Source organism: Microbacterium sp. HMWF026 (assembly GCF_003061325.1).
Taxonomy (GTDB): Bacteria; Actinomycetota; Actinomycetes; order Actinomycetales; family Microbacteriaceae; genus Microbacterium; species Microbacterium testaceum_E.
In genome coordinates this window covers 1-13,133 of sequence record NZ_QAJB01000143.1, presented here as the reverse complement: position 1 = coordinate 13,133, position 13,133 = coordinate 1, and the positions used below count along the sequence as shown (strand labels likewise).

At 69.2% G+C, this 13,133-nt stretch carries 10 protein-coding genes and 1 pseudogene; 9 read left to right on the top strand and 2 right to left on the bottom strand.

Annotation, left to right across the window (positions count from 1 at the left end; genetic code table 11):
* The 4 genes and pseudogenes from DBR36_RS18750 to DBR36_RS06315 form a co-directional block, all read left to right on the top strand.
* Nucleotides 1-151 (top strand): annotated as a pseudogene (locus DBR36_RS18750) (transcriptional regulator); the annotation flags it as partial.
* 47 nt (nucleotides 152-198) lie between these two features.
* The gene (locus DBR36_RS06325) at nucleotides 199-723 is read left to right on the top strand and encodes a hypothetical protein (RefSeq protein WP_108318065.1); all 525 of its coding nucleotides are present in this window, start codon (nucleotides 199-201) and stop codon (nucleotides 721-723) included.
* A gap of 331 nt (nucleotides 724-1,054) precedes the next feature.
* On the top strand, nucleotides 1,055-2,605 hold the full coding sequence (locus DBR36_RS06320) for an aldehyde dehydrogenase family protein (RefSeq protein WP_108318064.1): 1,551 nt from the start codon (nucleotides 1,055-1,057) through the stop codon (nucleotides 2,603-2,605).
* 170 nt (nucleotides 2,606-2,775) lie between these two features.
* Nucleotides 2,776-3,171: a DUF779 domain-containing protein gene (locus DBR36_RS06315; protein ID WP_108318063.1), complete on the top strand. Its 396-nt coding sequence runs from the start codon at nucleotides 2,776-2,778 to the stop codon at nucleotides 3,169-3,171.
* A 348-nt stretch (nucleotides 3,172-3,519) separates the two neighbouring features.
* Here the strand turns inward: DBR36_RS06315 and DBR36_RS06310 are convergent, their stop codons facing one another.
* Nucleotides 3,520-4,350, bottom strand: a complete 831-nt coding sequence (locus DBR36_RS06310) for a bifunctional 2-polyprenyl-6-hydroxyphenol methylase/3-demethylubiquinol 3-O-methyltransferase UbiG (RefSeq protein ID WP_108318062.1) — start codon at nucleotides 4,348-4,350, stop codon at nucleotides 3,520-3,522.
* A gap of 102 nt (nucleotides 4,351-4,452) precedes the next feature.
* Between DBR36_RS06310 and DBR36_RS06305 the strand changes: the two genes are divergently transcribed.
* Together DBR36_RS06305 and DBR36_RS06300 are read left to right on the top strand one after the other, a co-directional pair.
* Nucleotides 4,453-5,394: a RimK family alpha-L-glutamate ligase gene (locus DBR36_RS06305; RefSeq protein ID WP_108318061.1), complete on the top strand. Its 942-nt coding sequence runs from the start codon at nucleotides 4,453-4,455 to the stop codon at nucleotides 5,392-5,394.
* Nucleotides 5,387-6,700: an O-acetylhomoserine aminocarboxypropyltransferase/cysteine synthase family protein gene (locus DBR36_RS06300; RefSeq protein WP_108318060.1), complete on the top strand. Its 1,314-nt coding sequence runs from the start codon at nucleotides 5,387-5,389 to the stop codon at nucleotides 6,698-6,700. The genes DBR36_RS06305 and DBR36_RS06300 overlap by 8 nt, the downstream gene beginning before the upstream one ends.
* Nucleotides 6,701-6,911: 211 nt before the next feature.
* On the opposite strand, the gene DBR36_RS06295 is transcribed toward DBR36_RS06300, so the two are convergent.
* Nucleotides 6,912-7,973: an LLM class flavin-dependent oxidoreductase gene (locus DBR36_RS06295; RefSeq protein ID WP_219927620.1), complete on the bottom strand. Its 1,062-nt coding sequence runs from the start codon at nucleotides 7,971-7,973 to the stop codon at nucleotides 6,912-6,914.
* Between the two features lie 124 nt (nucleotides 7,974-8,097).
* Here DBR36_RS06295 and sfnG point away from each other — a divergent pair, with 124 nt between their 5' ends.
* The 3 genes from sfnG to DBR36_RS06280 form a co-directional block, all read left to right on the top strand.
* Nucleotides 8,098-9,231: a dimethylsulfone monooxygenase SfnG gene (gene sfnG / locus DBR36_RS06290; RefSeq protein WP_108318059.1), complete on the top strand. Its 1,134-nt coding sequence runs from the start codon at nucleotides 8,098-8,100 to the stop codon at nucleotides 9,229-9,231.
* Between the two features lie 88 nt (nucleotides 9,232-9,319).
* Nucleotides 9,320-10,345 (top strand): putative FMN-dependent luciferase-like monooxygenase, encoded by a 1,026-nt coding sequence (locus DBR36_RS06285; RefSeq protein WP_108318058.1) that lies wholly within the window; start codon nucleotides 9,320-9,322, stop codon nucleotides 10,343-10,345.
* Nucleotides 10,346-10,500: 155 nt separating this feature from the next.
* Nucleotides 10,501-13,133 (top strand): M14 family zinc carboxypeptidase (locus DBR36_RS06280; protein WP_146185254.1); only part of this gene is annotated, 2,633 nt, incomplete at its 3' end.

Genomic DNA, 13,133 nt, shown 5'->3' with positions numbered 1-13,133 from the left:
GGCGGGGATCGACGTGCTGCTGGCCTACGCCGACACCGTCGATGGTCGTGACGACGAAGAGGTGCTGCGCCTGTGCCTGTCGATGCTGCCGGCGCGCTCGCCGAAGCGCGCGGGGCTCGTCGCCCGGATCGAGAGGCTCGAGCGCGACTGACCCGGTCGGTCGACGCCGATGTCGGAGCCCCTCGTTACAGTGAACATATGGACGAAAAAGCGCTCGACATCTTCTCGGCAGCCCGCGCCCGTCGCGATGTGGGCCGCATCCGCGAGGCGCTCGCCGAGGTCAAGGCCGGCGACGTCGCCCGCGTGATCGTCCGTTCCCCGCGCTACGGCCTGTACGCCCTCGAGGGCACCGTCCGCATCGGAGTGGGCGGACAGCCGCTCGTCGGCGACGTCATCCTCGCGACGAGCTCCGAGATCCAGCGCATCGACCTCGGCATCGACGCGCCGCAGGCGGCCCTCGAGGCCGACGTCGTCGACCCTTCGACGCTCCCCCACGGCACGCCCGTCCGCGTGACCTTTCTGACGCCCACGCACCAGACTTTCGCCCTGACCGGCCCGATCACCGCCGGGAACGACCGCTTCCTGCTCGTCGGCAGCTGGATCGTCGCCGACGACCGCACGATCGCACCGCGCGTGCAGAGTATCGAGCGCCTCGACGACGTCGACCTGCACGAGGTCAACGTGCCGCCCCTGCGGTCGGTGCTCGCCGACGCCGACGCGTAGACGCGCGGTCGAGTCGCGCATCGCGCGCGGAGCGGATGCCACGGCCTCGGGGTCGTGGCATCCGTCGTTCCTGCGTGGCGGGAGGGCGCGAGATCACGTGATCTCGCCCGGATCACGCGCTACGGCGTGGGTTCTCGTCCAGGTCACGTGATCTCGCCGACAGCACCCGTCATGGCGAGCGTTCTCGCCCGGAACACGTGATCTCGCGCGTTCAGGACTCCCCACGGGCGACGACCCCCGGCGCAACCCGATGCAACCTCCCCCGGCGTAGCGTCGGCGCATCGCCGCCCGAAGCCGTCGCGGCGACTCATGACCGTCGAAGGAGACACGCATGACCATCGTCGAAGAAGGCGTCTCGAGCGTCTACGCCGCACCCGGAACCCGCGGGGCCGTCGCCGAGTACCGTTCGCGGTACGGGCACTACATCGGCGGCGAATGGGTCGAACCGCACAGCGGCGAATACTTCGAGAACATCACCCCCGTCACCGGCAAGCCGTTCTGCGAGGTCGGCCGCGGTGACTCCCACGACATCGACAGAGCAGTGGATGCCGCCTGGAAGGCATTCGCGAGCTGGAAGAAGACCACCCCGGCCGAGCGCAGCGTCATCCTGAACAAGATCGCCGACCGCATCGAAGAGAACCTCGAGAAGATCGCCGTCGCCGAGACGTGGGAGAACGGCAAGCCCGTCCGCGAGACCCTCGCGGCCGACATCCCCCTGACCGTCGACCACTTCCGGTACTTCGCCGGTGTGCTGCGGGCGCAGGAGGGCTCGCTCAGCCAGCTCGACGAGAACACGGTCGCGTACCACTTCAACGAGCCGCTCGGCGTGGTCGGCCAGATCATCCCGTGGAACTTCCCCATCCTCATGGCGGCGTGGAAGCTGGCCCCGGCGCTGGCGGCGGGCAACTGCGTGGTGATCAAGCCGGCGGAGCAGACTCCGGCATCCCTGCTGTTCCTCTTCGACATCATCGGCGACCTGCTTCCCGCGGGTGTCGTGAACATCGTCAACGGGTTCGGCATCGAGGCGGGGGCGCCGCTGGCCCAGCACAAGCGGATCCGCAAGATCGCCTTCACCGGCGAGACCACGACCGGCCGCCTGATCATGCAGTACGCCTCGCAGAACCTCATTCCGGTGACGCTCGAGCTCGGTGGCAAGAGCCCCAACGTCTTCTTCGAGGACGTGGCGCGGACGACCGACGACGCCTACTACGACAAGGCGCTCGAGGGCTTCACGATGTTCGCCCTCAACCAGGGCGAGGTCTGCACGTGTCCGTCGCGGTCGCTCATCCAGCGCTCGATATACGACCAGTTCCTCGGCGACGGCCTCGAGCGCGTGAAGAAGGTGCGTCAGGGCAACCCGCTCGACCCCGAGACGATGATCGGCGCGCAGGCCTCGAACGACCAGCTCGAGAAGATCCTGTCGTACATCGACATCGGCAAGCAGGGTGGGGCCAAGCTGCTCACGGGCGGGGAGCGCGTCGACCTCGGCGGCGACCTGTCGGGCGGCTACTACGTCGCACCGACCGTCTTCGAGGGCACGAACGACATGCGGATCTTCCAGGAGGAGATCTTCGGACCCGTCCTGTCGGTTACCTCGTTCGACTCGTTCGACGACGCGATCTCGATCGCGAACGACACCCTCTACGGCCTGGGTGCCGGCGTGTGGAGCCGCAGCGGGGACACCGCGTACCGCGCGGGCCGTGCGATCGAAGCGGGTCGCGTGTGGACGAACACCTATCACCAGTACCCGGCGCACGCCGCGTTCGGCGGGTACAAGCAGTCGGGTATCGGCCGCGAGAACCACCTCAAGATGCTCGACCACTACCAGCAGACGAAGAACCTGCTCGTGTCCTACGCCGAAGGCGCGATGGGCTTCTTCTGATCGGCGGTGCCGGGGTCGCGGCGGGTGGCCCCGGTCCTCGTGACCCCCGGGTTCGTCCCGGGGGTCACTCCGCTTTCCGCCGGGGTCTGGGTGGCCGCTCGTCCCCCTTATGGCGGGTCGGCGAGTCCTCAGCCGACCATTTTTGGGACATGAACCGAAAGGAATGGGACATGACGACCCAGCTCTCCCGTGTCGATGTGACGGATGCCGCGGCTGCGCTGCTGCGCGATCTCACCGCGAAGCACGGCCCGCTGATGTTCCACCAGTCGGGCGGCTGCTGCGACGGCAGCTCGCCCATGTGCTACCCCGTGGGGATGTTCCTCACCGGCCCCAGCGACGTGCGCCTCGGCGCCATCGACGTGGGGTTGGACGACCCCATCGAGGTCTACATGTCGGAGTCGCAGTTCGAGTATTGGAAGTTCACACACCTGACGATCGACGTCGTTCCCGGCCGTGGCGCAGGCTTCTCGGTCGAGGGGCCGACGGGGATGCGTTTTCTCATCCGGTCGCGGATGCTGACGGAGGAGGAGGCGGAGGCGTTCGGTCTGGGTGTTCGTTCCGAATGAGGCTCCGTCGCCACCGCCGTTCGCGGGCCCACGAGGTCACGCAGAAGGTCATGACGAGTAGCGGTGTCGACAGGGGAGCATCGGGAGCGAGGCCGGCGATCAGAAAGCCCGTCAGCATCACGGACAGGGCGGCGATCCAGTAGCTGATGGGGCGCAGCGGGTCGACGAGAGCGCCCCAACCGATCCCGGTCAGAGCTGCGTACACGCCGACGATCACGCCGAGGTCCACGGTCTCGTGCATGTTCAAGCCTCCTGACGCGACGGGCGGGGCCAACACTCGCACGCCTCGGCACGAGACGGTCGCCTTTGCCACCCGCGCCCGGGCGGATTTCACCCGTGAGAGCGGAGTCAGGCCGGTTTCGACGCCCGCAGCGTGTAGCTGAGGGGAATCACCGACGGCTGCTGCGTCAGGGCGAACTCGCCGTCCGCTCGCTCGGTCATGCGGCCCGGGAGCGCCTCCCACGGCACGCTGTCGTGTTCGACCAGGGCGTCGATGCGCAGACCCCGGGCGAGCAGGGCCGTGACGATCTCGCCGAGGCCGTGGTTCCACTCGTACGTCTTCGTCGCGGTCAACGGTGCCGACACCTCGACGTAGGTGCTGCCGTCATCCCACGCGAGGGGCGCCGTCTGCTCGAAGTACGGAAAGGCCAGCGTCAGACCGGGCTGCTCTTCGTCCATCGACCACAGCACCGGGTGACATTCGCGCAGGTGAAGGGTGCCCCCCGGGGCGAGCAGGTCGTGCACCACCCCGGCCCAGTCGTCGATGGACGGCAGCCAGCAGAGGGCACCGATGCCCGTGTACACCAGATCGAAACTCTCGCGGGGCAGGACGGTGGCGGCATCCCGCACATCGGACTGCACGAACGCGGCGTCGACTCCCGCCTCGGCGGCGAGCCGCCGGGCCTCGGCGACGGCGTTCTCGGAGAAGTCCAGTCCCGTCACCTGTGCGCCGAGGCGTGCCAGCGACAGCGTGTCGGTGCCGATGTGGCACTGCAGATGCACGGTGCGTCGCCCCGCGATGTCGCCCAGCAGCGGCAGATCGAAGCGCACCACGTCCGACAATGCCTCGCGGTCGTCGACGTACCGCTGCACGCCGTAGCCCGAGCCGTCGCGGGCGGCGTGCAGCGTCGCGCGCTCGTCCCAGTTGGCGCGGTTGGCGTCGATGTAGTCGGAAGTCATGGCATCCCTCTCTCCGGGAGATGAGCCTAGGGATGCCGCGGCCGGTGTCGCTACGTGACGGTCGGCGAGCCGCATGTCGGAGGGCCGGGTTAGCCTGGCGACATGTCGGGCAAGGTCTATGTCATTCACGAGAACCCCCAGTGGATCCCGCCGTTCGCGGCGGCGTTCGAGGCCGAGGGGGTGCCCTTCGAAGAGTGGCTGCTCACCAACGGATCGATCGACCTGGCCGTCGAGCCGCCCGAGGGCGTGTTCTGGTCGCGCCTGAGCGCCTCGGCGCACACCCGCGATCACGCCCACAGCAAGGAGTACGGTCGTGCGGTGCTTCGCTGGCTCACCTCGTGGGGTCGCACGGTCATCAACGGCGCCGACGTCCTGGAGCTCGAGGTCAGCAAGGTCGCCCAGCACGCAGCCCTGCGCCACGCCGGCATCGACGTGCCTCGCACCGTCGCCGTCTTCGGCACCGAAGAACTCACCGTCCAGGCCGAGAAGTTCGGTGCGCCGTTCATCAGCAAGCACAACCAGGGCGGTAAAGGACTGGGCGTGCGCCGGTGGGAGAGCGTCGACGAGTTCTCGGCGTGGGTCGCGGGCCCCGATTTCGAGCCCTCCCCCGACGGCATCACCCTGCTGCAAGAGCTGCTGGTCGCGAAGACGCCATTCATCACGCGCGCGGAGTTCGTGGGCGGCGAGTTCGTCTACGCGGTGCGCGTCGACACGAGCGCCGGCAGCTTCGAGCTGTGCCCGGCCGAAGCCTGCGCGATCCCCGGTGCGGATGGCGTGGAGCCCGAGCCCCTGTTCCGGCGGCGCGACGACGTCGACCCGGCGCTGATCGACCGCTTCCTGGCGTTCCTGGCGGCCGAGGGCGTGGGGATCGCGGGTATCGAATTCATCGAGACGCGCGACGGACGCACGGTCACGTACGACGTCAACACGAACACCAACTACAACCCCGATGTCGAGGCCACGGCGCCGCGCTCGGGGCCGCGTCAGATCGCCCGCTGGCTGGGCTCGCTGCTGCCGCGCGAAGTGGCGGGCGTACGTGGCTGAGCCGGCTGCACCCCACAGCGACTGGACGGGGTTCGGCTTCGCCACCCGCCAGGTTCACGCCGGCGAAGAAGAAGACCTGACCCACGGCTCCCGCATCACGCCGGTGCACCTGTCGGCGGCGTACCGCTTCGCCTCCTTCCAAGAAGCGACCGATCGCTTCGCGGCGGCCGATCTGGGCCACCTCTACTCCCGCAACGCCAACCCGACAAACCAGGTCGCCGAACGCCGCCTCGCCTCGCTCGAGGGCGGCTCCGGGGCACTCGTCGTCGGATCCGGTCAGGCCGCGATCACCATGGCACTGCTGGGCCTCGCCGGTAGCGGTGAGCACATCGTCTCGACGGCCAGCATCTACAGCGGTACCCGCGTCCTGTTCGACCGTACTTTCGCCCGGATGGGCGTGGCGGTCGAATACGTCTGGGACCCCCTCGACGACGCCGAGTGGGACGCCCTGATCCGGCCCGAAACCAAGGCGATCTTCACCGAAACGCTGCCCAACCCCAAGAACGACGTGGTCGACATCGACGCTGTCGCGCGGGTGGCGCAGCGCCATGGCATCCCTCTGGTCGTCGACAACACCATCGCCACGCCCTTCCTCATCCGTCCGATCGAGCACGGGGCCGACATCGTCGTGCACTCGGCGACCAAGTTCCTCTCGGGCCACGGTGCCAACCTCGCGGGTGCGGTCGTCGACGGCGGGCGTTTCGACTGGGCGGCCTCGGAACGCTCCTACCCCGCCATCACCGATACGCCTGTCGCCACGCACGCGTCGTTCCTCGACGCGTTCGGTCCGCGCGCGTTCGAGCTGTCGCTGCGTTTCGGGATCGCCAACGACACGGGTCCCGCCCTGTCGCCGCTCAACGGCTTCCTGCTGCAGCAGGGCATGGAGACCCTGTCGGTGCGCATGCGGCAGCACCTGGCGAGCGCGCGCACCATCGCCGAGTGGCTCGCGCAGCACGACGCCGTCGAGAGCGTCGACTACGCGGGTCTGCCCTCGCACCCGCAGCATCAGATCGCTCTGCGCGACTACGACGGGCTGTCGGGGTCGGTGTTCTCGTTCACGGTGCACGGGGGCAGGGACGGGGCCGAGCGCTTCTTCGACGGCCTGCGTCTGTTCAGCCGCATGACCAACATCGGCGACACCCGCTCGATGGCGTTGCATCCCGCGACCACGACGCACCTGGGCTTCACACAGGAGACGCGCGATCGCCTCGGCATCACCGACGGGCTCATCCGCCTGTCGATCGGGCTCGAGGATGCCGACGACCTCATCGCCGACCTCGAGCAGGCATTGCGCGCGACGCGCTGACCCGCGGGTTCCGCCGCCGCGCGGCATCCCGCGTGCTCATCGAGTGTCCAAGACACCCGGAGCGTTCTTCCGACCGTCCGGGTGTTTTGGACACTCGGCGGCGGTGGGCGCGTCTGAGGCGCGCATGGGGGCTGCACCGTCGACGACGCGCCGCCGGGGGCCGCGCCCGACGGACGGACGTCGGCCCGGCGGCCCGGCAGCCGCGGCCGGGTCAGGCGTCGCGGAGCGCCTCGAGGCGCCGAACGCGCGGGATCACGTCGGCGGCGAAGCGCTGCAGCTCGGTCAGGTGCGGCGAGAACTGCAGCAGAAGCGTCGACACGCCCACGTTCGCGAAGGCCACGATGCGTTCCGCGACCTGATCGGGGGTCCCGACGAGGTTGGGACGCAGTCCGCGGTTCGAGACCGAGTACTCCTTGAGGTCGATCTGGGTGTCGAGCTTCGACTTGCTCACGAAGTCCTGGTACGAGCCGTAGGCCGCTCCCCCGCGGACGTCCGTGATGCGGTCGATCTCGGCCTGCGCCTCTTCTTCGGTGTCGCGCACGATGCCGTAGGCGGCCATGCCGAACGCCTCGAACGGCGTGGCGCCGGCCTCGGCGCGGCGACGGCGCATGTCGGCGATCTTCGTCTCGAGCTCCTCGAGCGTGCCGCCGTGGGTGAGGTAGGCGTCGGCGAATCGCGTGATGGCGGTGCGCCCGGCCTCGCTCTCGCCCCCGGCGTACAGTCGCGGCGTGACGCGGGGCTTCGGCTCGAGGTAGGTGCCCTCGGTGCGGTAGTACTCGCCCTCGTACGCGAACGGCGTCTCGGACCAGAGCCCTCGCAGCACCTCGACCCACTCGATGGTGCGGGCGTACCGGTCGTCATGCGCGCTGAACAGGCCGTCGTACTGCTTGGCCTCTTCGGCCCACCACGCCGAGACGACGTTGAGCGTGAAGCGGCCGCCGCTGATCTCGTCGATGGTCGCGGCCTGCTTCGCCGTGTGGAACGGGTTGTGGAACCCCGGACGGACGGCCGCGAGCAGCTCGAGCTTCGATGTCACCGCGGCGAGTCCCGCGGTCACGGCCCAGGCGTCGAGCGACGGCGCCTCGACGCCCTTGATGTCGTTCAGGTTGAGCTCGGGGATCAGCGTCAGGTCGAAGCCGCCCTCTTCGGCGGCGCGGGCGATCTCGGCGACGTGGGCGAACGACACGGGCGTCTGCTCGTCGTCGACGTTGCGCAGCCATCCACCGAAGATCGGGGTCCAGTAACCGAAACGCACGCGCTGGGGGGAGGTCATGGCTCCATCCTCGCCCGGTCGATGAGGCCCGGCGTCACGAAGCGACACGGTCCGTCATATGTCGTTGACCCCTCGACCGGGCGGTGCGACGGTAGCCGGGTTCCGATCCCGCCAGGAGGACCCCATGACCGACACCACGCCCACCCACGAGCCGCTGAAGTTCGCCTACTGGGTGCCCAATGTCAGCGGTGGCCTGGTCATCAGCTCGATCGAGCAGCGCACCGACTGGGGCTACGACTACAACGTCAAGCTCGCCCGCACCGCCGAGCGGGTGGGGTTCGAGTACGCCCTCAGCCAGGTCCGCTACGCCTCGAGCTACGGCGCCGCCCAGCAGCACGAGTCCACCTCGATCAGCCTCGCGCTGCTGCTGGCCACCGAGAAGCTCAAGGTCATCTCGGCCATCCACCCCGGCATCTGGCATCCCGCGGTCCTGGCGAAGTTCATCAACACGGCCGACCAGTTCTCGCACGGCCGCGCGGCGGTCAACGTCGTCAGCGGCTGGTTCAAGGACGAGTACACCGATCTGGGACTCGAATGGCTCGAGCACGACGAGCGGTACGAGCGAGCCGCGGAGTTCATCCAGATCCTGCGTGGGCTGTGGACCGAGGAGAAATTCTCGTTCCACGGAAAGCACTATGACATCACCGACTTCACCCTGCGTCCCTTCCCGTTCGAGGTGCCCGGGCGGGCGCATCCCGAGATCTTCCAGGGCGGCAATTCCACGGCCGCGCGCTTCAACGGGGGAGCGTTCTCGGACTGGTACTTCTCGAACGGCAAGGACTTCGACGGCTTCACCGAGCAGTACGACGACGTCACGCGCATCGCCGCCGAGCATGGACGTCGCACGCGTTTCGGCCTGAACGGCTTCGTCATCCAGCGCGACAGCCGCGCCGAGGCCGAGGCGCAGCTGCGCGAGATCATCGCGCACGCTGATGGCGGGGCCGTCGAGGGCTTCCGCAAGAGCGTGCAAGAGGCCGGCAACGCGACGACGGACAAGAAGGGGATGTGGGCGGACTCGTCGTTCGACGACCTCGTGCAGTACAACGACGGTTTCCGCACGCAGCTGTTCGGCGACGCGCAGCAGATCGCCGAGCGCATCATCGAGTACAAGAAGCGGGGCGTCGACCTGTTCCTGCTCGGCTTCCTGCACTTCCAGGAGGAGCTCGAAACCTTCGGTGAGACGGTGATCCCGATCGTGCGCGAGCTCGAGGCCGACCTCGAGCGCACCGGGGACCCGATCGAGGTCGCGGCGCGCTGATCGCATCGGGCACGGCCGCAACCGCGCGGATCCGGCCTAGCCTGGAGGTGGACATTCCACGACGGGCATAGGTTGGAAAGGACCCGGTATGAGCGGCGCACGGCTCGGTTTCTTCACACGGCTCCTGGATGCCGGCACCGACGGTGAGCGGTACCGCACAGCCCTCGCGCAGGTGCGCGCGGCCGAGCAGCACGGGTTCGCGTCGCTCTGGGTGGCCCAGCACCACTTCGACCGCGACGAGGGCGGCCTGCCGTCGCCCTTCCCGTTCCTGGCTGCGGCGGCGGTGCAGACCGAGCGGATCGCCCTCGGCACCGGCATCGTGACCCTGCCCCTCGACGATCCGGTGAGGGTTTCCGAGGACGCGGCCTTCGTCGATGCGCTCAGCGACGGCCGGGTGCAGCTGGGTATCGGAACGGGCGGCACTCCGGGATCGTTCGCCGCGTTCGACCGTTCCTCGGAGGACCGGCGTCGCATCCAGGCCGCTCACGTCGCGGTCCTGCGCGACGCCTTCGCCGGGCGTGGCATCCGCAATTCCGATTCCCGCCTCAGCCCCGCGGCGCCGCACCTGGGCGGACGCCTCTGGCAGGCGACGTTCTCGGTCGAGGGAGGTCGGCGCGCGGGCGCCGACGGCGACGGACTGCTGCTTTCGCGCACCCAGCCGCGCGAAGAGGGTCGGTCGCTGCACGAGGTGCAGGTGCCGATCGTCGAGGCCTACCTCGCCGCCCTGCCCGCGGGCGTCCCGCCGCGGATCCTCGCCTCACGGACGGCGGTGGTGGTGGATGCCGAGAATCTCGACGCCTCGTGGCGTGCGGCCGAGCCCGGTGTGCGGCGCCTGACGCGTACATTCCTCAAACGGAATGCGGACGGCGACCTGCACGACCTCGCCCGTCAGACCGACACGCACCTCGGGACCGTCGAGCAGGTCACCGCCTCACTGGCCGTCGACAAGACCCTCGAGCTGGCGACCGACGTCGCGTTCCAGGTGCACTCCGTCGACCCCGCCCCCGAGATCACGCTGCGCTCGATCGAGCTCCTCGCGACCGAGGTCGCGCCGCGGGTGGGGCTGCGCACAGGCGCGGAGGCGGCGGAGGAGCTGCGGGCCCTGGGTCGGTGAATCGGCCGCGGGGGGCTGTGGCGGCATCCCGCTCAGGCGACGTCACATGCGCGTAACAGAGAACACATAGGTTCCACTCAGGATCGGCAGACCGGTCCGCCCCCCGGCCGAGCGAGAGCTCCATATCGTTCGGCGTGCACCCTGATGGAGAACCCGTGCAGAGACGCATCCTCGCGGGCACTGTGGTCAGCGGCATCGCCGTGATCACCGTGTTCGCCGCCGCCCCGGTTTCGGCCGCGATCGCCCCACCGCCCCTGAGCGTGGTGCGACCGCCCTCGACGATGATCGACATGCCGACGAGCTACCCCGTGCAACCCGATCTGAAGGTCTTCCCCGACCTTCCGACCGACAAGTCGATCGATCGTGGCGTGCGGCCGTACGACGAGATCGCACCCTTCCTGAACGACGTCATGGACTCCACCGACCGCGTCTCGGCGCAGGTGGTCGGGACGTCCGCACAGGGCCGCGACATCTACCTGGTCACGGTCACCGCCCCCGAATCCTCCGCGGAGACGGCGCAGCAATCCCGGTGGCGCGAGCTGATCAAGGCCGACCCGACGGCAGCCGCGGCGGATACCGCCCTGCAGGCGGACTACAAGGTGCCGCTGTGGTTCAACGGCAACATCCACGGCAACGAGTGGGAGGGGACGGACGCGACCCTGAACTACATCGAGGATCTCGCCACCAGCACCGACCCCGCCACCGTCGAGCTGCTCGACACGCATCGCGTCTACTTCACCGTGACGAACAACCCCGACGGCCGCGCGCTGGGCCAGCGAGGAACGGTCAACGGCTACGACCCGAACCGCGACTTCATCACGGGCGCGACGGCGGAGGCATCCATCGTCCGGGATCTGGCGGGCGTCATTCAGCCGACGTACTTCATCGACCTGCACGGGTACACGAGCGTGCTCCAGGTCGAACCCTGCGGCCCGCCGCACGGGGAGAACTACGAGTACGACCTGTTCGTGCCCCACGCGTACGCGACCGCCCTCGAGATCGAGGATGCCGTCACCGCCGCGAACGTCCCGGGCAACACGTACTACGACCCGTCGACCGGGGGTGTGACCGACGCCAACACCGGCTTCATCAACATCCCGTACCGCGATCAGCGTTCGGGATGGGACGACTGGCCTCCGATCTTCGCGCCCCAGTACGTGGCCTACCAGGGAGCGATCACGAACACCGTCGAACTCCCCCTCGGCCGCTCGGGCGACCAGCCCGCCCGCGCGAAGGTCAACATCGCGGTGGCCGAGATCGTCATCGACACGGTCGTGGACTACGTCGACGAGCACAGCGCGGCACTCCTCGACAACCAGATCGAGATCTTCCGCCGCGGCGAGGCGGGCGAGCCGAGCCGGCAGATCCCGGCCGACATCGCGCCGGAGGACCTCGCGGCGGACGTACCGACGCAGTGGACCGAGATCTGGGACGAGACGGACATCTACAACGCCGACTTCCCCCGGGCCTACGTCATCCCGCTGGGCGCGGGGCAGCGGTCGGACTCCGACGCGCAGACGCTCGTGCAGCAGCTGCTGGTCAACGGCATCCGAGTCGATCGGCTCACCGCTCCCGCGCGCGTCGATGGCGTCGATTATCCCGCCGGATCGTTCTACGTCGACATGCACCAGCCGCTGCGCGGTCTGGCCAACGTGCTCCTCGCCGACGGGTCGGACATCTCGGATCGCGTGCCCGACATGTACGACATCTCCGCGTGGAGCCTCGCGCTGCTGTGGGGCGCAGACGTCGTGCGGATCGGTGAGACCACGGATGCCGCTCCGGTCACGGCGATCGAGCCCGTCGACGAGGTGCCGCTGACGGGGAGCGCACCCGCGGGCGCGGGCTACCTCACGTTCGAGCCCCGGGGCGTCGCCGACTGGCAGGCCGTCAACGCGCTCCTCGCGGAGGGGGTGGCGCTCTCGCAGCTGGACGACGGCACGATCGTGGTCGGTTCCGACGCGGCGTCGCGTGCCGCGGCCGCCGAGGCGGCGTCGGTCTTCGGCGTCGACTTCGCGCTGAGCGACGGCCGGGCCCTGCTGAACGAGGACAGCACGGCACTTCGCCGCGTCCGGGTCGGCTACGTGGGCGACGCGGGAGACCGCGACGCGCTGACCAAGCTCGGGTTCGGGGAGCTCACCCCGGTGAGCGCGGCATCGCTGACCTCGGGGGCCACCGACCTCGCCACGGTCGACCTGCTGTACGTCGGAACGGGCCTGAGCTTCACACCCGAACAGGCGGCGGGCGCCCAGCGCGTGGTCGCGTTCGTCGCTGCGGGCAAGCCCGTGGTCGCTCGGGGCGCGGGTGGCTCGGCGTTCGTCAACACCTACGTCTCGCCGCTCGCGGCGGCCACGGGTACGGGCGGATCGAACGGCATCGCCCGGGTCGACACGCCCGCGGAGGGCGTGCTGGGCGACTATCCGCAGGACACCGCCTTCGGTTATCCCTTCGCGTGGTTCCCCCAGCCGGCAGCGAACGTGACCGTCGAACAGCGATACGCCGCGGACGACACGTTCGTGTCGGGCCACTGGCGCGCGGAGGACAAGAAGTCGGTGCAGGATGCCGCCGGCCAGGCGTCGGCGGTCTCGCTCACGGGTGCGACCGGCACGCGGGCGTTCGTCTTCGGCTCGTCGCCCACGTTCCGCGCCCACCCGGTCGGCGCGTTCGGAGACATCGCCCGTGCCGTGTTCTGGGCCGCCGGAGAGGGAGTCACCGTCGTCCCGCCCGCCGACGTCGAGCCCTCTCCGCAGCCGACGACCGAACCGAGCCCGACGGTCGAGCCGACCCCGAC

Bases quoted from the DNA above. Each gene is read 5' to 3' on its own strand.
- DBR36_RS06320 (WP_108318064.1), top strand. From the start codon at position 1,055: ATGACCATCGTCGAAGAAGGCGTCTCGAGCGTCTACGCCGCACCCGGA.
- DBR36_RS06315 (WP_108318063.1), top strand. From the start codon at position 2,776: ATGACGACCCAGCTCTCCCGTGTCGATGTGACGGATGCCGCGGCTGCG.
- DBR36_RS06310 (WP_108318062.1), bottom strand. From the start codon at position 4,350: ATGACTTCCGACTACATCGACGCCAACCGCGCCAACTGGGACGAGCGC.
- DBR36_RS06285 (WP_108318058.1), top strand. From the start codon at position 9,320: ATGAGCGGCGCACGGCTCGGTTTCTTCACACGGCTCCTGGATGCCGGC.
- DBR36_RS06295 (WP_219927620.1), bottom strand. From the start codon at position 7,973: ATGACCTCCCCCCAGCGCGTGCGTTTCGGTTACTGGACCCCGATCTTC.
- DBR36_RS06305 (WP_108318061.1), top strand. From the start codon at position 4,453: ATGTCGGGCAAGGTCTATGTCATTCACGAGAACCCCCAGTGGATCCCG.
- DBR36_RS06325 (WP_108318065.1), top strand. From the start codon at position 199: ATGGACGAAAAAGCGCTCGACATCTTCTCGGCAGCCCGCGCCCGTCGC.
- sfnG (WP_108318059.1), top strand. From the start codon at position 8,098: ATGACCGACACCACGCCCACCCACGAGCCGCTGAAGTTCGCCTACTGG.